We start from the raw sequence: 19,867 nt of genomic DNA on the forward strand, positions 1-19,867 counted from the left end.
ACCGTCAAATAATTGGGGGAAACCTAAAATCTATGGCCCCAATGTGTAACAAAGTTTACCTTGCGCAGACTAATTGAAGAAATGAAAACTATTATGAAAAAATCTATACTATTATTTGTTGGTTTAATCTTAATGCTGGGGGCGAAGGCACAATTTCCTATGGGAGGTCCGGCAAAAAAGATGGTCACAGGTAGAATTACGGCAACCATCCTGGATTCTGTGACTAAAAAGCCAATAGATTACGCAACAGTGTCCTTAATGAAATCTAAGGACAGCAAGTCAGTAAACGGAGCGGTAACTGATGAACGCGGAAAACTAAGTTTATCGAATGTTAGCCCTGAAGAATATAAATTATCGATTGGTTTTATGGGGTATAAAACGAAAGTGATGACCGTAAAAACCACGCCTGAAAAACCAGATTTAAATGCAGGAGCGATTTACCTGAGTCCAACAGCAAGTAACCTGAAAGAAGTAGAAATCAGCGGACAGCAGGCCTTAATTGAAAATAAAGTAGATAAACTGGTCTACAATGCAGAACAGGACATCACCAACGCTGGTGGAGATGCAACAGATGTGATGCGTAAAGTGCCGATGTTGTCTGTAGACGTTAATGGTAACCTGCAAATGAGAGGGAGTGCGGTAAGGGTATTGATCAACGGAAAGCCTTCAGGAACGATGGCCAATAGTGTCGCAGACGCGCTGAAAATGATTCCGGCAGAACAGATTAAAAGTGTGGAAGTGATCACCAGTCCTTCAGCAAAATATGATGCAGAAGGTTCAGGAGGGATTGTCAATATCATTACTAAAAAGAAAAATGCCGAAGGAACCAGTGGAAGTGTAAATGCTTCAGTTGGTACGCGTTCAAACAATGGTGCTTTTAATTTAAATGCCAAAACAGGGCGTTTGTCTTTAACGGGGAGCCTGGGTGTAAATCATGCCTATCCTCAAAATTCAAAAGTACTGTCTTCAAATATATTGAGAGATAATACCGGGAAAATCCTGAGTAGTGTGTTACAGAATGGATTTTCTAAATGGTCAAGAGTAGGATATAACGGAAGTGCCGGATTGGACTATGATTTCAATAATTACCATAACATTAGCACAAATGTGAAAATTAATCGGTTTTCTAATGGTGGTCCTGGTGAATCAGCCGTTCAGATTGATACACTTCTTCTTAAGAATATCCGCGATATGGATATGGGATTTAATAATATAGACTGGAGTGTCGATTACCGCAAGACGAGTAAAAAAGAAGGAGAGGAATTTAGCGTTTCAGCACAGTTATCTGCGGGAAGAAATACCAGTGATTTTTCTAACCGCACTATAAACGAGCTAAAGGATCCGGCAGGAATAACGGAATTAGGATCAAACACAGGAAAGAATAATGAATATACCGTACAGACAGATTATGTTTACCCTTTTAGTAAAACCACGACTTTAGAAACTGGCTTAAAGGGGATTTTTAGAAATATCATCAGTAACTATGGTAGCAATATCGCACAGGATTTTGATTACGATCAGAATGTTGCATCTGCTTATGGTGTGCTTGGCTTTAAGCTGACTAAAAAGATTACTGCAAAAGCAGGCCTTAGAACAGAATACACCAAGATAAAAGGATTATCAGGAGATGGAACAAAATTCAATAACGACTACTTTAACCTGTTTCCAAGCTTGATCCTTTCTCAAACTTTAAAAGGTGCAAGTACGATTAAAGTAAGCTACAACAGAAGAATTCAACGCCCGAGTTTGTTCTACTTAAACCCATTTGAAAATAAAAGTGATCAGTTTAACATCATGAGGGGTAATCCTGATCTGAATCCTGAGTTAAGTGATAACATCGAAATGGGATACTCCACTTTTATCAAAGGGTCTGTGATTAATGCTTCGGTATTCTACCGTTCCACTAAAAATGTGATCGAAAGTATCGTTACTCCTCTCCCTGTCCCTGCAGGAGCACCTCAGGCGTTCATGACCAGTTATGCCAACATAGGGAGAAGTGAATCTTATGGTATGAATCTTTTTGGAAGTTACAATCCTAAACCAAAATGGACATTAATGGCAAATATTGGTTTAAATACCTATAACGTGAACAATGGTAGTGCTGAGAATATGGTGAATACGGGTACATTCCTGAATTATACTGCATTTGCGCGTTCGGCTTATGCATTCCCGGGTGGATGGAACACAGAGCTATGGGGCGTGATTAATTCTCCACGCCGTACATTCCAGGGTAAAACTGATGCGATGTACTTCTATGGTGGTGCTGTGAAGAAAGAAATCTGGAAGAAAAAAGCAACCATTGGTTTGAACGTTCTGAATCCGTTTAGCCGTGATCTGGTGATCAATACTGTGAATAACGGAACAAATGCAAAAAATGGTTCAAAATACGAGCAAACAACAAATATCCATTATCCTTTACGCTCATTCGGAATCAACCTGAGCTATAACTTTGGTAAATTGAAATTCACCCAACCTAAGAAGGGGATTAAAAATGACGATTTGAAAAAAGAAGATCAAGGAGGAATGGGAGGTGTTCAGAACTAGATGCTGAAAGCATTGATACTTCAGTGAAAAAGCCTTTCCGTTATAACGGAAAGGCTTTTTTATTTCTTCTTCACCGATTTCAGGATCATCAGGTTCAATGGGTTTAGGGGATAACCACTGATGTTATTTTGAGTCATTACGATCGACTGGTCATAAAGTATGGGAACTATATTGGCGTATTCCATCACCATTCTGTCCATTTTCTGATTCAGGAGAAAACGTTTCTTTGGATCATTTTCAAAATAACTGCTTTCAAATAAGCGGTCAAATTCTTTGTTGAAATAACCAGTATAGTTAGGGCCATCAGGAACCTTATTCTTCGAGTAAAACATGGCGAGGTAGTTCTCTGCATCACCATAATCGGCAATCCAGGAACCCCTGAAAAAGTTTACGGCATTTTTAGACATCATATCCCTTAAACTGGCATTCGGACTCACATCCACCTTTACTTTGATTCCGATGGTATTTAGTTCTCCCTGAATAAATTCCATCAGGTCCTTATAAGTGGTAGAGGTGCTCAGGGTAATCTGTGGCATCCCTTTTCCATCCGGGAAACCAGCCTCCGCCAATAACTTCGCTGCCTTTTCCGGATCATAATGATATCCCTTTACAGCCGTGCTGTCAAAGCCTGGCATTCCCTGAGGAATAAAACCGGAAGTGGCGGGAATCCCAATGCTGTTTCTAAGGTATTTGATCAGCTTGGGCTTGTCAATGGCATAATTAATCGCCTGTCGTACTTTTTTATATTTTAATGGAGAATTTTTGGCAATAGACTTTGAGGTATCTACCAGAAATCCAGCGTATTCTGTGCAGAGGTATGCCCCCTTTCGAAGCTTGAACTTTCCTTTGTATTTGCTGGTCATATGTCCGCTTTTAGTGAGGATATCATCTCGGTAACTGCCATCAACTTTGTCGAAAAAATCGAGTTCTTTCTTGATGAAATTCATGAATGCGCTCTGTTTATCACTGATAAAGGTCACTTTCACTGCGTCAAGATAGGGGAGTGCCTGTCCATTTTCCTTTTCCCAGTAGTTTTCATTTTTTACCATTACCAATATTTCATCTTCTTTCCAATACCTGAATTTGAAAGGCCCGGTGCCTATTGGATGACTGCGGAAATCTTTTCCGTAATGGCTAACCACTTCTTTTGGAACCACGGAACAATATTGTGCTGTTAACAGGCTTAGAAATGGTGGAAATGGTTTGATCAGCCTGATCTGAAAGGTCGTGTCATTTAAAGCGACGAAATTATGGATATCCTTTACCTTATCACTAAAGATCCAGCTTCCTGAAGAAGCTACCTTTGGGTCGATCAACCGGAAAAAGCTGTACACGAAATCTGAGGCAATTACTTTTCTCCCTTTTCCGCCCGGAAAAGTAGGGTCATCGTGAAAGTAAACATCATTCCTGAGGTTAAACGTGTAGTTCAGCCCATCATCAGAGATCTTCCAGCTTTTGGCAATGCAGGGAAGTGTATTTAAATTACTGTCTATCTGTACCAGGCCATTGAAGATCTGATTGACCATCCAAAGTGCATTCTGGTTGCGTGCAAATGCCGGATCAAGGGAAGTCAGGTTTTGATCAAGGTTCATGTTAAACACTTTTTTCTCTTTGTCAGAGTTGTGCTGTGTACAAGCCGTAATGCCCAGAAGTAATAATCCGTAAAAAATATGTGTGATAATACGATGCATCAGTGTAGGAATACTAATTTTGCACAAAGTAATAAATAAATCAATATGTCTTTTTTAAATGCGGTTATAAATAAGGTGGAGGACGAAGTCTTAAGTGAAGAACTTCAGGAGCGGGTGGACCTTATTCAGCATAAAATAAAATTTATGGAGCCGGTAACTGTTGCTTGCCTGGATACGGAGAATCATTTAAACCGCAACCTGGAAGGGATCATTAATGATGCCGGGGGTGTTTTGCAGGAAGATGTTAACCAGGCGAGGGTCTTAATTTACACTGAAAAGGACGCGAGTATGCTGGAGATGATGGGGCTTTTGCCTTCTCTTCTGAGTAAAGAATGGCCGGCGGTAGAATACAACAGGGTTTACCTCCTGGATGATCAGGCTGCGGCGGCCAAAGATCCACAGGCCATGGTGGCTTTGCTGGAAGATATTGCAGAGATGTTATACCCCGGATATTTTGTTTTTGGAAATGAAGGTAAAAACTGGAGCAGCTTTGGTGTTTAAGGCTTTTTAGAAAAGATTAGAAAGCGATAAATTTATCCATTTGCTGATTCGTGAATTTTAAGGTGTCTTCTTTGAAGAAATCTTCCAGTTCATTCAGCTCCATTTTAATGGTAGAAATGTGGATCCTTAAAGGAAGTACATTCAGGTGAAGGTAACTGCAAACTCCGCCAAAATGATCAAGACCTCTGATATTGCCATACTTACCTGAAGAAAGACCTACCATAGCCGCTTTTTTATCGTAAAAACTATCCGGAAACTGACAGGCATCAATAAAGGTTTTCAGTACGCCAGGGAAACTGCCGTTATACTCCGGAATGATAAATAAAAACTTGCTGGTTTTGGTCATTAATTCCTGAACAGGTTCAAATTCAGGGCTTCTTTTTCCATATAAATCAGAGGAAATCAGGTTGTCTGGTAACTGCTCTAAACTAAAAATATTTGCTTGTAATCCTTTTTCTGCCAGTACTTTCTGGTAATATTTTGCTACTTTCAGCGTATTACTTCCAGGTCTGTTTGTTCCTGAGATGATCGTTACCATGGATAAATTGTTAATAAGATGTGTAAAACACTTAAGACCTATATGCCGTATGTGTTAAATTGTTTGTATCTTAGCTAATCATTAAAATGTGCCTAAATCAATACAAAAATAGCATTTTTTATAGACTTAAATCAAGTAAACAGCAAGCCTTCAGTAAATAATTGGTAATTATTAAAAAGATAAATGAGTAAAATTATTGCATTGGCAAATCAAAAAGGTGGTGTAGGTAAAACAACTTCATCTATAAACTTAGCCGCAAGTTTAGCCGTACTGGAATACAGAACTTTATTGGTTGACGCAGATCCTCAGGCAAACTCTACCTCTGGTATTGGCTTTGATCCAAGAAGTATAAAGAACAGCATCTACGAGTGTATCATCAATGATATCGAACCGACAGATGCCATACAGAAAACCGAAACCCCGAATTTGGACCTTTTACCTGCGCACATCGACCTGGTCGGTGCGGAGATTGAAATGATCAATCTGACCAACAGGGAATATAAAATGAAGGCCGTTCTGGAGAAGATCAAGGATCAGTATGATTTTATCATTATTGATTGTTCTCCTTCCCTGGGTTTAATTACCATTAATGCACTTACTGCTGCGGACTCCGTGATCATTCCTGTTCAATGTGAGTATTTCGCGCTTGAGGGCTTGGGTAAATTATTAAATACAATTAAAATTGTTCAAAACCGTTTAAATACTGAATTGGAAATTGAAGGTATTTTACTGACCATGTACGACGTACGCTTACGTTTGTCAAACCAGGTGGTAGAAGAAGTGAGGACGCATTTTCAGGAACTGGTTTTTGAAACGATCATCCAAAGAAATACCCGCTTAAGTGAAGCACCTAGTTATGGTATATCGGTAATTATGCATGATGCAAACTGTAAAGGAGCGATAAACTATCTGAACCTGGCACGGGAAATCGTCCGCAAAAACGGATTGGTGAAAGAAGTGCAGGATGTAAATACAGCTATTATATAAAATTATTTTAATGACATCTTTTCAGCGAAAAACAGGTTTAGGTAAAGGGTTAAGTGCGCTTTTAGATGACAGCGACTCGGTTAATCCACCGAAAAACGGAGTCAACCCTGTAAGCGAAACCAGGCAGGAAACCAGCAATAACAGTGCGATTGGGAATATCAAAATCTCTGATATTGATACCAACCCTTTCCAGCCGCGTACGGAGTTTGATCAGGTAGCTTTAATTGAACTTTCTGAATCCATCAAGATTCAGGGGCTGATCCAGCCAATTACGGTAAGGAAACAGACTGGAAACAGATATCAGCTGATCTCAGGTGAAAGAAGACTACGTGCTTCCAGGCTTGCCGGACTGACTGAAATACCCGCTTATGTCCGTAGTGCCAATGATCAGCAAATGCTGGAGATGGCACTTATCGAAAACATTCAACGTGAAAACCTGAACGCAATTGAGGTTGCCCTGAGTTTTCAGCGGATGCTGGAAGAATGTAACCTGAAGCAGGAACAACTGGGGGAACGTGTTGGTAAAAACCGGACTACAGTGACCAATTACCTTCGCCTCTTAAAATTGCCACCTGTCATTCAGATTTCCATCAGGGACCAGAAAATATCTATGGGACATGCACGTGCGCTGATCAATGTTGAAGAAGTCGACAAACAACTTTTTATCCACCAGGAAATTATTGATAAAGGCCTTTCCGTAAGAAAAGTAGAAGAACTGGTAAGAAGCATCAACAGCGTTGAAGTAAAATCCAAGTTTCCAAAACAACCTAAAGGGGTGTCTTTCGAATATCAGAAATTACAGAGAGACCTGGCTTCTAAGTTCGCCACTAAAGTGAAGCTCAAAGTAGGGGAGAATGGAAAGGGAGCGATAGAAATTCCTTTTATGTCTGAGGATGACCTGAGCAGAATCTTAGAATTATTGGATTGGTAATGTCAAAAGTTTTTCTGCTGTCGGTCGTATTGTTGCTTACTTCTTTTGCGGTTAAATCGCAGGAAGTATTGGTCAATAAGAAAGACAGCACGGCCTTAAAGCCTGTTCCCAAAAAAATAGATACCTTACAGCCCAAGTATGTAAACCCTGGTAAAATCGCCGGAAGGAGGGCTTTTCTCCGCTCCTTAATGCTCCCTGGTCTGGGACAGATCAGAAATGGTTTCACCTTCTACCGGGGATTAAAAGTTGCCGGAATCTATACCGGTGCTACCTTGCTTACCCTCTCCTATATCGACAATAGCAAGAGCTATAATCGGATTATGGCTGAATTAAACTACCGTTTAGCCAACCCCGGAAAAACTAATGATGCTTTATTTGTCTCTGTGGGAGAAACAGGATTGGTAAATGCGAAGGATCTCTATAAGAGAAATAAACAGATCATCATTTTTTCTTTAGGAGGTTTGTATCTTTTAAATGCAGTAGAAGCTTATATCGATGCGAGGTTGAAGTATTTTGATGTTGGAGATGTAGCCATTAAGTTTTCTCCAACAGTTATCAATATGAATACCAATACCATGTATGGTTTAAACATGCCTGTGCCAGGGGTTAAAGTTAAAATTGCCTTTTAGGCGCTGGTTTTTATATACTAATAACATAATACAAATAGAAGCAACGATGAAACCTTCAGGATTTATGAAAGCTTTATCAAGATGAAAGCTTCATATCCATTAAAAAAACAATTATAGACTGATGAAAATAGCATTATTGGGTTATGGTAAAATGGGACAAATTATTGAACGTTTTGCTTTGGAAAGAGGCCATGAGGTGGTTTTGAAAATTAACGCAGATAATCTGGGCGATATGACCAAATCAAGTTTGTCAAAGGCTGATGTTGCCATTGATTTTAGTGCTCCTGATGCTGCTATTGGTAATATTTACGCCTGTTTTGAGGCAAACCTTCCGATTGTAGTGGGAACTACTGGTTGGTATGGACAATTACAGGAAGTTAAAAATGAGTGTTTGAGCAGTAACAATACTTTGTTATATGGATCAAACTTCAGTATAGGTGTCAACATCTTCTTTCACATTAACAAAGTGCTGGCAAAACTGATGAATAACTTTCCTGCTTATGATGTACAGGTAGAGGAAATTCACCATACCCAAAAGCTGGACTCCCCAAGTGGAACTGCAATGACGATTGCAGAAGGGATCATTGAAGAACTGGATGGCAAAAGCGAATGGGTAAATGAGCTGGTGGGAAACCCTTTTGAGGATGTAATTAAAAAAGAAGAGGTGCTGATTGAATCGCACCGCATTGAGAACGTTCCTGGAACACATACTGTTGTGTATAGTTCAGAAGTGGACGATATTGAAATCAAACACACTGCACATAGTCGTGCCGGTTTTGCTTTGGGTGCTATAGTTGCAGCGGAGTGGTTGCAAAATAAACAAGGCTTTTATAACATAGCCGATATATTTAATTTTAAATAAAGAAGTATGAATTGGAAATTCTGGCAAAAAAACAAAGATGCCAAGCCAAGAACAAAAAAAACTAAAAGCCGCGAATGGTTTGATGCCATCTTATTTGCGGTAATAGCTGCCACGATTATCAGAGTGTTTTTTATTGAAGCTTATACGATCCCTACTGCCTCTATGGAAAGATCATTGCTGGTAGGTGATTTTCTTTTTGTAAGCAAGGTGAATTACGGCGCAAGAATTCCTATGACCCCGGTTGCTTTTCCTTTTGCACACCATACCATGCCTATTACAGGTACTAAAGCCTATTGGGATGGCGTTCAGTGGGATTACCGCAGACTGCCAGGCTTATCTGATATCAAAAGAAATGATGTGGTAGTCTTTAACTATCCTCAGGGAGATACTGTAGCATTGGAATATCAGGATCAGGACTATTATCAGATGGTAAGATCTCTGGGTTGGCAAAAGGTGAACAGCCAGTTTACAGTTGTTAGCCGGCCTGTAGATAAAAGAGAAAATTATATCAAAAGATGTATAGGAATTGCCGGTGATACGGTGAGCATGAAAAATGGATTGGTTTACATCAATGGTAAAGCTGAAAAGCTGAAAAATACAGGACAGATTGCCTATGAAGTAGTCTTTAAGACTCCGGATGTTAATTTCGATGTTTTTAAGGAGATAGGCTTTAATGTTTCCGATGAAATTGCTCCGATGAGTCAGAATTCTTACCAGTTTACAGGTACAGAGCCGATGATGGACAAGGTGAAGAAACTGGATTTTGTGCAATCAGTGAAGGAGTTGACAGAAGTTGATCAGAAAAGAGATGCGGATATCTTCCCTTTCGATCCGAACAGAAACTGGAATGTAGATAATTTCGGCCCGATCATCCTTCCTAAAAAAGGCTGGACAGTGAAACTGGACAGTGCAACGATGCCGCTTTATGAAAGAAGTATCCGGATCTATGAAGGAAATAAAGTAGAGAAATCAGGTAAAGGCTGGTTGATTAATGGTGTTGCTGCCGATAGTTATACATTTAAGATGAATTACTATTGGATGATGGGAGATAATCGTCACAGATCCCTGGATTCGCGTTATTGGGGCTTTGTTCCGGAAGATCATATTGTTGGAAAAGCCTTGTTTATCTGGATGAGCTATGATACCAATGGATCTTTCTTCAGTAAAATCAGATGGAACCGCTTGCTTAAAGGAATACATTAAGCCAATAGGATTGGCTTAAAAGCGGGTGATGCATGGCATCACCCGCTTTTTTTTTGTAAATATTTTTGTCGCTGAAAATTGCATTTCCGGCATAATTACGGGCATAAATCTTATTTTTTTGTTATTTAAGTGCACCATACTTAAAAAATAATTTAATAAGTATGCTTGTAATTCGTAAAAATATTTTAAGTTTGATATGACAAAACCTCAAACTTTGACCGCCAGCATTAAAAAATATCAGCACTTAAGGACAGATGTGATCAAACATTTGTACTACAGTAAGATGTTAACTCTTACTGAGTTAAGTCATCTTACGCATAAGAGCTTACCATTAATTACCAGTGTGGTTAATGATTTGGTCGCTGATGGATATGTGTTGGAGCATGGACTGGCTCCATCTACCGGTGGGAGAAGAGCACTCACCTTTCTGCTCAACAAAGAGAAGCAAAGATATACTGTTGCAGTAGCTATGGACCAGCTGGTTACACAGGTGCAGATCTACGATTTGTTAAATCAGGTACAAACGGAACCTGAGCTCCTGAAGCTCACGCTAAAGGACAGTCCTGAGGTCACGGCTGCATTGATCACTTTTCTGAAGGATTATATTTTGAGATCGGGTATTCCTGTAGCCCAGATTTTGGGTGTAGGGATCGGAATGCCGGGATTTGTAAATGCAGAACATGGGGTAAACCATACCTTTTTCAAAGTAAACGGAGATGGAAATCTAAAAAAATATTTAAGTAAGGAACTTGGATTGCCTGTATTCATAGACAACGATTCCAGCATCATCGCATTGGCAGAGTTGAAATTTGGTGCAGGAAAGGACCTTAAAGACGTAATGGTAGTAAATATCGGTTGGGGGATCGGTTTGGGAATGGTGATCAATGGTAGTTTGTTTAGGGGACATAGTGGATATGCTGGCGAGTTCAGCCATATTCCTTTGTCCCAGAGCAATAAACTTTGCTCTTGTGGTAAACGTGGCTGTCTGGAAGTCGATACCTCTTTGCTGGTATTGGTGGAAAGGGCCAAATCTCAGATTGCAGATGGCGTAAGCTCAAGCCTGGAACATTTGTTTCAGGACAGTAGCAAACTGCCTGGTGATCATTTTCTGGAAGCAGCTAAGGCGGGGGATCCCTTAGCTGTTTCTATTCTTGCCGATGCCGCTTTTCTTATTGGAAAAGGCCTGGCCACTTTAATTCACATCATCAACCCTAAGCTTATTGTTTTAAGCGGTAGAGGGGCAACTGCAGGCAAAATTTTAATGGCCCCTATACAACAGGCCATTCACGAATTTTGTATTCCCCGTTTGGCAGAACATACAGATATAAAAGTCTCTGAATTAGTCACAGATGCCGGGCTCCTGGGCGCAGCAACACTGGTAGTAGAGAATTGTAATTTTAACTAAAATATACAGAAGAATTTTAGCCTAGGGATAAGCTAAAACCTTTTAAAGATCAATGCAATACTAAACAATTAACCTAAATTCTAACTAATTAAATTTATCGAAGATGAAACACATGTACTTAAAGTGTATGGCAGTTTTGTTATTAAGCGTAATAACAATATCAGCTTATGCGCAGCAAAAAGTTACCGGAAGGGTAACTGAGAAATCAGGGGAGCCCATCCCTGGTGTAAGTGTGACTGAGAAGGGCAGTAAAAATGGCACGGCCACCGACGCAAGTGGAAGGTATTCTATTTCGGTAAAACCAGGTGCAGTACTTACTTTTTCTTCTATTGGTTTGCTGACGCAACAGTTAACTGTAGAAGATAAAAGTACTTTAAATGTGACAATGCTGGATGATGCAAAAGCTTTATCAGAGGTGATCGTGACCGGTTTTGGTACTAAAACCAATACCAGGAAGATCAGTTATTCAGTAACGGAGGTGAAAGGAGAAGAGCTTACTAAAACGAACAGCGCAAATGTGGTGAATGCTTTACAAGGAAAGGTTGCCGGTGTGATGATCAACCAGGGAGCCAGTGGTCCTCAGTCTTCCTCAAGAATCAGAATCCGCGGTAATGCTTCGCTTGGTAACAATACGCAGCCTTTAGTGGTGATCGATGGAGTTCTAATTGAACCAGGAACAACCGGCGCGGATTCCTGGGGTGACAATGCCGATTTTGGTAATATCATGAAGAACCTGAATGCTGATGATTATGAAAGCCTAACAGTCTTAAAAGGAGCTGCAGCCTCTGCGTTATATGGCTCTAAGGCGCAGAATGGGGTGTTGTTAATTGCTACTAAAAAAGGTCGTAAGACTGATGGATTAGGGATTAATGTTTCACAAACTTCATCTTTTGATCAGGCCTATAAAATTGTTAATTTTCAAAATCAATATGGTGGTGGTATTTTGCCGCAATTTGAGAAAGATGCAAATGGGGTTGATAAAATAGAGGATATTTCTGCAATTAATCAGGGGGGGTATTCCTTCGGGCCAAAATTCGATGGTCATATGGTAAAAGACCTGAATGGACGCATGGTTCCATGGAGCGCAAATGATCCACTTGATTTCTTTGAAACTGGTAAGTTTATCAATACAAACGTTGCAATTGAAAAAGCCGGAGAAAACAATAGTTTTCGCTTGTCTTATACCAATCTTCACAATACCAGTATCCTTCCGGATAATGCGCTGAATAGAAACACTTTCGCATTTAGGGGTACTCAGAATATATCCAGAACAATTTCTGTTGATGCAAGTGTAAATTACACAATGTCGGAGTCTAAAAATCCTGGAAGACAGGGAAGTAGGAATAATCCTCTGTTTGCATTTACTTATTATATGCCTCGACACGCTGACATTAATTACTATACTAAAAATTACACCAATCCTGCTGGTGGTGCATTAAGCTCTGTTGATGCTGATATTAATGACCCCTATCGTTTGGGAAGCTGGGCTTATGCTTTTTTTGAAGACAATAGAATACAAAAAGAAAATAACCTGATTGCTAATATTGATTTTAATATCAAATTGACGCCTTGGTTGACAGGCTTGGTGAAGGCAAATACAAATGCTTATACTACTCAATATGAGCGAAAAAACAGAGGTGCAAGGATCGGTTTTGCTGGCGGAGACTACCAGATAGATCAATCCAGTAATAAATCTTACCGTGTACAAGGCTTGTTAAGTGGAAGCCGTAAAATTACAGAAGACCTGGAAACTAACTTCGCTTTAGGAGGAGAAACCTATCGTTTAAATGTTAATAATTCAGGATATTTCAGTTCATCTTACACCAATGGAGGTTTGAATGCTCCTGATCTGTATGCCATTTCAAATTCATTGAACCCGGCAACCACCAAATCTTATCCAAATCCGGGTAAACGTACAGATGCGGTATATATTTATGGTGACTTTACCTGGAAAAATATGTTGACTTTGAACTATAGTGCCAGGAATGACTGGTCTTCAACATTGACTTACAGAGATGGTTCGGGTGATCATTCTTATTTCTATCCTAGTGTAGGTATGGCCTGGACTTTTACTGAATTACCTTTATTTAAAGGAGAAAATTCTATCTTATCTTTCGGTAAATTAAGAGCAGCATATTCTTATACCGGTTTGGATGCAGAAGCGCAGTTCACAAATAAAGCTGGATATTATAACCTGAATGGAACTTTCAATAATTCAGGTAACAGCAATCAATCAATATTTGGTTTCTCTGATAGAATTTTGAAAAACCCTGATCTTAAGAATCAGTTAACTAAAGAGCTGGAGATCGGTACAGATTTAAAATTCTTTGGTGATCGTCTGGGATTTGATGTCTCTTATTACAAAAGAAATTCAACTAATCAGATCCTGAGCTTATCTCTTCCAATGGAGTCAGGGGTAACCTCACGCTCACTGAATGCCGGAAATGTGCAAAATCAGGGGATAGAGATCTTAATGACTGCAAAACCTGTTGTTACAAAAGATTTCAGCTGGAGCTCAAGCATTAACTTTACAAGAAATAAGAATAAAATTATATCCCTTTACTCAGGTGTAGATACCTATGAGATGGATTATGCTTTTGGTAATGACATCGTTTCCGTTGCAAAAGTTGGCGGAGACTATGGTACATTGGTAACAGGTTCAGCTTTCTCTTATTATCAAAAGAAAGATGCGAGTGGTAACCCTATTGCAAATCCTAATAATGGTAAAAAAGTATTAGGAAATACAGGATACGGAACAACGGGAGGTTATTATACTTTCGTTCGCTCTCAGGATTATAATGGAGAAAGAAAGGAATTGGGTACGATGATGGAAAAATTCCTTGCAAGTACAACCCAGCAATTCACTTATAAAGACTTCTCACTTAGTTTTCAGGTTGATGCTAAAGTTGGTGGTTTAATGGCTTCAGGAACACATCAATATGGTTCTGCAAATGGTTCTTTGGAGAATTCATTATTTGGTCGTGATGAAGCCACTGGTGGTGTTACTTACACTGATGCGGCAGGTGTCGTTAAGCATGATGGTATTATTCCTGATGGTGTGTTGAATGATGGGTTGATCTCAAAAGGAGTAGATATGGGCGGCATGACTTATGCAGAGGCGGTCAGTAAAGGGCTATTGCAGCCGATTCCTGCTTATGCTTATTATGAGAACTTAAGCCAATGGTCTAGTGGTATCAGGGAATATTCTGTATTCGAAAACACATGGGTAGCCTTAAGAGAAGTGTCTGTGGGTTATTCTTTACCTAAAAAGTTACTTTCAAATTTCAAAATCAATAGCCTTAGGGTAACACTGACGGGTAGAAATTTGGGCTATCTGTATAAAACTGCTAAAAATGGAATTAATCCGGAAGGTATATTTAGCAATAGGGCAGGTGCTTTTGCTGAATATGGGGGATGGCCTTATGTAAGGAGTTTAGGGTTTAACATAAAAGCAGCGTTTTAATCAAATTAAAAATATTGACATGAAAAATATAAAGAAAAACACAAAATATCTATCACTACTATTGGTAGTCATGATATCAGCGGTGTCATGTAAGAAACAGGCCTTTGTGGATGCCAATTTAAATCCTGAAACACTCTATAGCGTTAAACCTGGAGATCAGTTCTTAAAAGCATCTTCGAGCATACCAAATGACTTTGAGTATTTTGCAGATGTCTATCGTGCTGCAAATTTATGGATGCAGTATGCAACACTTACTACTGGGAATTCAGCAAACTTTAACAATGTAGGCTCACAATTTAATACCCGTTATGGGAATTTTTATAATAATGTTGGTGCTGCTTTAGTTGATGGTATTAATACAATTGATGCGATGCCTGAAGCAGAAAAAGCAAAACATAATAATGCTCGCGCGATCAGCCAGATACTGCTGAGTTATTATGCATTTTATACCAGTGATATCAATGGAAGTATTCCATATACTGAAGCATTTCAGGGACGTTATGGGGGCACTTTTACACCAAAATACGATAAGCAAAGTGAGGTTTTTGCAACCGTTGACGCGCAGCTGAAAGCATCGGTTACAGCTTTAAGATCAGGAGCAACCGGACAGGTGGATCTTGGTGGTAATGATCCAATGTTTAATGGTGCGGTGACCAATTGGATCAAAGCAGCTAATGCGCTTCGTTTGAAAGTAGCGCTTCGTTTAATCAAGGTCGATCCGGCTAAACTAAAAGCGATCGCAACTGAAGTCTTAGCTGATAATGTACAAATGGCAGGTAACGTAGATTCCTGGATGGTTAAGGTTGGTCCGACTTATGCAGATGCAGGCTCCAACTGGAATCCGGATAATTTCGTTGCCGCAAAACCTGTTGTTGATTTTATGGTGACTAAAAAGGATCCAAGATTGAGAATCTATTACAGAACTAATAAGGATACGCTATATGTAGGCAGTTTTCCAAGTCCGGATGACGCCAAACTTCCTCAGAATGCCGCGCTCTACAAGGTGAAAGATACTTTGTCAGAATTACAACATCGTTTGTTTACCCCAAATTTCGATGAGAATGATGGGTTTCGGGATGGGAAAGGGAAAGGCTTTTTTCCTATACTTACTTATCCTGAATATTGCTTTATACGTGCAGATCTTGCCGCAAGAAATATCACATCTGATGTGGCTGAAGATTGGTATAAAAAAGGAGTTTATGCATCTGTTCAGTTTTATAATGAAAGAGCTTTGGATGCAAAAATCAGTGACTATGTAGAAGTAAAAGCACCCGAAATTGATGCTTATTACAATGCCACAGGAGTAAAATTTGATGCTTCGAAAGCAACAGAACAGATTGCTGTTCAAGCTTATCTTGACTTTTTCAGACAGCCATTAGAAGCATGGGCATGGTGGAAACGTACAGGATTCCCGAATACAACTTCCGTTCTGGCATGGTCAGCTTTAAAGGCAAATGGTTCTGAGCTAAAACTGATCAGAAGAGCTGGTCTGACGAATTTGCTTCCATCAAATTTAAACTTTAGCAACCAACAGGCGGCATTTGCGGAAATGGCTACTAATCCCGACTTCGGACAGGGGCCAAATGATCCTTTCGGCCGTGTTTGGTGGGATAAAAAATAATCAATGAAAAATCATTAATTTTAAGGAACTCCGGATGCAATCCGGAGTTCTTTCTATTTTCAACGGCTATGAAATCTAATAAATCGATCGTACTGATCTTATGGTTTGCAGGAGCAATGAGCATTTCAGCAACTATAGGCCCCAAGATATTGTCCTGGTCTAAACTGTCTTCTTTTCATTTGATGGATAAGAATGGAAAAAACACCAGTCTGACCTCTGAAAAATTAACCGTATTGTTACTGTTGTCTCCAGAATGTCCATTGTGTCAAAACTACGCCCCGGTAACGGCTAAACTTCAGCTTAAATATCCTGGTGTCGCATTTTATGGAATCATTCCCGGAGCAGCGTATACCGCAAAAGAAGTGGACGAATTTAGCCGGAAATACAAGGTTAATTTTCCGGTTTTAATTGATAAAAATCATTCACTCACCAAATACATTAAAGGAACAACTACGCCTGAAGTGCTGGTCATCAATCGCATGGGGGCAATCACTTACAGAGGTTTGATTGACAATTGGGCCGTGAGTCTGGGAAAAAAACGACAGGTGATCACCGAAAACTATTTAGATGATGCCTTATCGCAACTCATAACTGCAAAAACAAGTAGTTATAAGGAAACCAAGCCTGTTGGCTGCCTGATTAATGATTTATAGCTCACCGAATCCCAGCCAAAAAAACATTTGAATGAAAAAATATACTTTGATAATTAGCCTGGTACTGCTGCTTAATACAGCTGTTTCCGCCCAGAAAATTACTTATTACCAGCATATAGCTCCGATTATAAAGACCAAATGTGCCCCTTGTCACCGGCCCGGGGATGCCGCCCCTTTTTCATTACTTACGTATCAGGATGTAGCCAAAAGAGCGGGTTTCATTAAAAAAGTTACCCAGTCGGGATATATGCCACCTTGGAAACCTGACACCCATTACCGGGATTTTCAAAATGACCGCTCTCTTTCAGAAAATGAGAAACAATTGATCGCAGCATGGGTGGATCAAAAGGCTCCTGAAGGGAAGGCCGGTAAGGGGCAATCAGAAACACTTTCCTTAAGTGCGACAGAAACACAGTTGCACAGGAAGCCTGATTATGTGATCAAAATGAAAAAAGCTTTTCTGGTGAAGGGAGATAACAAAGAGCGCTTCATCGTGTTCAAAATCCCTTTTGAACAGGCTCAGATGCAAAATGTGGAGGCAATAGAATTTGAGTCCAGTAACAAAAAAATCATTCATCATGCTAATTTTGCCGTTCACCCGGTAGAAGATGGAATTGACATCAACCAGGGGGATGATTACCTGAACCTGACCGATGACGACCGGACAAAATATGCCATGTATTTCCCGTTTAAAAAAACAATGACTTATTACGGGGGCTGGATTCCGGGAACTTCTTTTGAATCCTATCCAAACGATATGGGATGGATCATGCCCAAAAGAGGCGTGGTTTTATTGACCATCCATTATGCGCCAGCAGCTGTGGATATGGAAGACATCTCGGGAATCAACTTCTTTTATAAAAAGACCCCAATAAACAGAAAGGTCAGTGTGATCAGTTTAGGTTCCGGTGGAATAGGAGAAAAGTCTATTGAACCTTATTTTATGATCCCTGCAGATTCTGTCAGAAAGTTTAATCTTAAGATTACCACACCTGAAGATCAGTCGTTGTTATATGTATGGCCACATATGCACCTGTTGGGTAAAGATTTTAAGGCCTATGCAGTATCACCACAAGGAGATACGATTAAACTGGTTTCTATTCCTTCATGGGACTTCAGATGGCAGGAGATTTACAGGTTAAAAAAACTGGTGAAAATCCCTAAAGGGGCAATTCTTACGATCGAAGGAACTTACGACAATACAAAGGAAAATCCCAATAATCCCAATCATCCACCCAAAATGGTATTCTCCGCGAAAGATATGAAGTCTACTGATGAGATGATGACACTGGTGATGGTCTTTCTTCCTTATAAGGAAGGTGATGAAACGCTTGTCCTGGATGATAAATAGCGACAGGAAATAATTGTTGCTTAGGTAGATAAGCAGGATTAACGATAACTCATCTTTAATTACAACGTAAATTTTATCCAGGATATTTCATATGAATATCCTGGATTTTTTTTGTCATCTCAATTTCCTTTTATTTGAATGTATTTTTTCTTATACACTTAAAAATTATTTTAATAAGTTAACTGTGTTTATCGAAAAAATATTTAAGTTTGGGCCGACAAACCGAAACTTGTGACTGCGACAAAGAAAAAATACCATCAGCTCCGTAGGGAGGTGATCAAGTGCTTGTATTACAATAACATGCTTACCTTAACGGAGTTAAGCAAGTTAACTAATAAGAGTCTTCCTTTAGTTACAACGACAGTAAACGATCTGGTAGCAGAAGGGTATGTACTGGAATCTGGTCTGGCTCCTTCGACCGGTGGAAGAAGGGCGCTTACTTTTCTGTTGAATCAAAAAAAACACCGGTATACAATTGCGGTATCAATGGATCAGCTGGTTACCCAGGTGGTCATCTATGATTTACTGAATCAGGTGCAAATGGCACCGGAAACAATGAAACTATCGCTTAGTGAATATCCTAACGGTACTAAAATACTGATACAATTTTTAAAGAACTATATTTCCAATTCCGGGATTCCTGTGGAGGAAATTCTCGGTGTGGGGATAGGTATGCCTGGCTTTGTGAATGCAGATTTTGGAATCAACCATACTTTTTTCAAGGTAGAGGGCGATGGTAACCTGAGGAGTTATTTAACCAAGGCATTGGGAATCCCTGTCTTCATAGACAATGATTCGAGTATCATCGCTTTGGCGGAATTGAAATTCGGAGCTGGTAAGGGAATTAAAGATGTCATGGTCGTTAATATCGGATGGGGCATCGGACTGGGAATGGTGATCAATGGTACCTTGTTCAGAGGACATAGCGGCTATGCAGGTGAATTCAGTCATATTCCGTTATCAGAGAGTAATAAGCTGTGTTCCTGTGGTAAAAGAGGCTGCCTGGAGGTAGATACCTCTATCCTCGTATTGGTCGACAAGGCTAAGGCCAAGATCAGCTCAGGTGTAAATTCAAGCCTGGAGCAGTTGTTTTTGGATGAAACTAAGTTAGCCGGAGATCATTTTCTGGATGCGGCTAAAGGTGGAGACCCGCTTGCCGTTTCCATTCTGTCTGATGCTGCTTTCCTGATCGGAAAAGGTCTGGCCACTTTAATTCACATCATCAATCCGAAATTAATTGTCTTGAGCGGTCGGGCGGCTGTTGCCAGTAAAATAATTATGGCCCCGGTACAACAAGCTATTAACGAGTTTTGTATTCCAAGACTGGCGGAATACACAGACATTCAAGTCTCCGAAATATCAAAAGAATCAGGACTGTTAGGGGCAGCAACACTGGTTATAGAGAACTGTAATTTTAATTAGAATACAAATACGGCTTTTAGTTTAGGGATGAGCTAAAACCTTTTAAATACCAATGCAATACGAGTC

General features: G+C 39.8%; 15 protein-coding genes. 13 read left to right on the forward strand and 2 right to left on the reverse strand.

Going from position 1 to position 19,867, the window contains the following annotated elements; all coding sequences use genetic code 11:
• The first annotated feature begins 93 nt into the window (after positions 1 to 93).
• Positions 94 to 2,544: a TonB-dependent receptor gene (locus tag BUC20_RS07530; RefSeq protein ID WP_073229674.1), complete on the forward strand. Its 2,451-nt coding sequence runs from the start codon at positions 94 to 96 to the stop codon at positions 2,542 to 2,544.
• A gap of 59 nt (positions 2,545 to 2,603) precedes the next feature.
• Here the strand turns inward: BUC20_RS07530 and BUC20_RS07535 are convergent, their stop codons facing one another.
• Positions 2,604 to 4,136 carry an ABC transporter substrate-binding protein gene (locus BUC20_RS07535; RefSeq protein WP_234994477.1) on the reverse strand — a complete coding sequence of 511 codons (1,533 nt, stop codon included), beginning with the start codon at positions 4,134 to 4,136 and terminating at the stop codon, positions 2,604 to 2,606.
• 144 nt (positions 4,137 to 4,280) lie between these two features.
• Between BUC20_RS07535 and BUC20_RS07540 the strand changes: the two genes are divergently transcribed.
• The gene (locus BUC20_RS07540; protein ID WP_073229677.1) at positions 4,281 to 4,736 is read left to right on the forward strand and encodes a substrate-binding domain-containing protein; all 456 of its coding nucleotides are present in this window, start codon (positions 4,281 to 4,283) and stop codon (positions 4,734 to 4,736) included.
• Between the two features lie 16 nt (positions 4,737 to 4,752).
• Here the strand turns inward: BUC20_RS07540 and BUC20_RS07545 are convergent, their stop codons facing one another.
• Complete coding sequence (locus BUC20_RS07545; RefSeq protein ID WP_073229679.1) at positions 4,753 to 5,274, reverse strand: NADPH-dependent FMN reductase; 522 nt, start codon at positions 5,272 to 5,274, stop codon at positions 4,753 to 4,755.
• Between the two features lie 183 nt (positions 5,275 to 5,457).
• Here BUC20_RS07545 and BUC20_RS07550 point away from each other — a divergent pair, with 183 nt between their 5' ends.
• The 11 genes from BUC20_RS07550 (at position 5,458) to BUC20_RS07600 (ending at position 19,801) form a co-directional block, all read left to right on the forward strand.
• Positions 5,458 to 6,261, forward strand: a complete 804-nt coding sequence (locus tag BUC20_RS07550) for a ParA family protein (protein ID WP_073229681.1) — start codon at positions 5,458 to 5,460, stop codon at positions 6,259 to 6,261.
• A gap of 10 nt (positions 6,262 to 6,271) precedes the next feature.
• Positions 6,272 to 7,192, forward strand: a complete 921-nt coding sequence (locus tag BUC20_RS07555; RefSeq protein WP_073229683.1) for a ParB/RepB/Spo0J family partition protein — start codon at positions 6,272 to 6,274, stop codon at positions 7,190 to 7,192.
• Positions 7,192 to 7,821 carry a DUF5683 domain-containing protein gene (locus tag BUC20_RS07560; RefSeq protein ID WP_073229684.1) on the forward strand — a complete coding sequence of 210 codons (630 nt, stop codon included), beginning with the start codon at positions 7,192 to 7,194 and terminating at the stop codon, positions 7,819 to 7,821. Before BUC20_RS07555 ends, BUC20_RS07560 begins: the two co-directional genes overlap by 1 nt.
• A 121-nt stretch (positions 7,822 to 7,942) precedes the next feature.
• Entirely contained in the window at positions 7,943 to 8,683 is a 741-nt protein-coding gene (gene dapB, locus BUC20_RS07565) for a 4-hydroxy-tetrahydrodipicolinate reductase (protein WP_073229686.1), read from the forward strand.
• A gap of 6 nt (positions 8,684 to 8,689) precedes the next feature.
• Positions 8,690 to 9,886, forward strand: coding sequence for a signal peptidase I (lepB, locus tag BUC20_RS07570; protein WP_073229688.1), 1,197 nt, complete (start codon positions 8,690 to 8,692; stop codon positions 9,884 to 9,886).
• A 196-nt stretch (positions 9,887 to 10,082) separates the two neighbouring features.
• Positions 10,083 to 11,291 (forward strand): ROK family protein, encoded by a 1,209-nt coding sequence (locus BUC20_RS07575; protein ID WP_073229690.1) that lies wholly within the window; start codon positions 10,083 to 10,085, stop codon positions 11,289 to 11,291.
• 103 nt (positions 11,292 to 11,394) lie between these two features.
• Positions 11,395 to 14,754: a SusC/RagA family TonB-linked outer membrane protein gene (locus BUC20_RS07580; RefSeq protein WP_200800908.1), complete on the forward strand. Its 3,360-nt coding sequence runs from the start codon at positions 11,395 to 11,397 to the stop codon at positions 14,752 to 14,754.
• A gap of 19 nt (positions 14,755 to 14,773) precedes the next feature.
• Positions 14,774 to 16,375: a SusD/RagB family nutrient-binding outer membrane lipoprotein gene (locus BUC20_RS07585; RefSeq protein WP_073229694.1), complete on the forward strand. Its 1,602-nt coding sequence runs from the start codon at positions 14,774 to 14,776 to the stop codon at positions 16,373 to 16,375.
• A gap of 68 nt (positions 16,376 to 16,443) precedes the next feature.
• Entirely contained in the window at positions 16,444 to 17,028 is a 585-nt protein-coding gene (locus BUC20_RS07590; RefSeq protein ID WP_073229696.1) for a redoxin family protein, read from the forward strand.
• Positions 17,029 to 17,059: 31 nt separating this feature from the next.
• A complete protein-coding gene (locus BUC20_RS07595; RefSeq protein ID WP_073229698.1) occupies positions 17,060 to 18,379 on the forward strand; it encodes a monooxygenase in 1,320 nt (439 codons plus the stop codon).
• Between the two features lie 231 nt (positions 18,380 to 18,610).
• Positions 18,611 to 19,801, forward strand: coding sequence for an ROK family transcriptional regulator (locus BUC20_RS07600; protein ID WP_073229700.1), 1,191 nt, complete (start codon positions 18,611 to 18,613; stop codon positions 19,799 to 19,801).
• Positions 19,802 to 19,867: the final 66 nt, after the last annotated feature.

Source organism: Pedobacter caeni (genome assembly GCF_900129215.1).
Lineage (GTDB): Bacteria > Bacteroidota > Bacteroidia > Sphingobacteriales > Sphingobacteriaceae > Pedobacter > Pedobacter caeni.

Coding starts and splice junctions, on each gene's coding strand:
- BUC20_RS07590 (WP_073229696.1), top strand. CDS start 16,444: ATGAAATCTAATAAATCGATCGTACTGATCTTATGGTTTGCAGGAGCA.
- BUC20_RS07585 (WP_073229694.1), top strand. CDS start 14,774: ATGAAAAATATAAAGAAAAACACAAAATATCTATCACTACTATTGGTA.
- BUC20_RS07535 (WP_234994477.1), bottom strand. CDS start 4,136: ATGAACCTTGATCAAAACCTGACTTCCCTTGATCCGGCATTTGCACGC.
- BUC20_RS07540 (WP_073229677.1), top strand. CDS start 4,281: ATGTCTTTTTTAAATGCGGTTATAAATAAGGTGGAGGACGAAGTCTTA.
- BUC20_RS07560 (WP_073229684.1), top strand. CDS start 7,192: ATGTCAAAAGTTTTTCTGCTGTCGGTCGTATTGTTGCTTACTTCTTTT.
- BUC20_RS07545 (WP_073229679.1), bottom strand. CDS start 5,274: ATGGTAACGATCATCTCAGGAACAAACAGACCTGGAAGTAATACGCTG.
- lepB (WP_073229688.1), top strand. CDS start 8,690: ATGAATTGGAAATTCTGGCAAAAAAACAAAGATGCCAAGCCAAGAACA.
- BUC20_RS07530 (WP_073229674.1), top strand. CDS start 94: ATGAAAAAATCTATACTATTATTTGTTGGTTTAATCTTAATGCTGGGG.
- BUC20_RS07595 (WP_073229698.1), top strand. CDS start 17,060: ATGAAAAAATATACTTTGATAATTAGCCTGGTACTGCTGCTTAATACA.
- BUC20_RS07580 (WP_200800908.1), top strand. CDS start 11,395: ATGAAACACATGTACTTAAAGTGTATGGCAGTTTTGTTATTAAGCGTA.
- dapB (WP_073229686.1), top strand. CDS start 7,943: ATGAAAATAGCATTATTGGGTTATGGTAAAATGGGACAAATTATTGAA.
- BUC20_RS07550 (WP_073229681.1), top strand. CDS start 5,458: ATGAGTAAAATTATTGCATTGGCAAATCAAAAAGGTGGTGTAGGTAAA.
- BUC20_RS07555 (WP_073229683.1), top strand. CDS start 6,272: ATGACATCTTTTCAGCGAAAAACAGGTTTAGGTAAAGGGTTAAGTGCG.
- BUC20_RS07575 (WP_073229690.1), top strand. CDS start 10,083: ATGACAAAACCTCAAACTTTGACCGCCAGCATTAAAAAATATCAGCAC.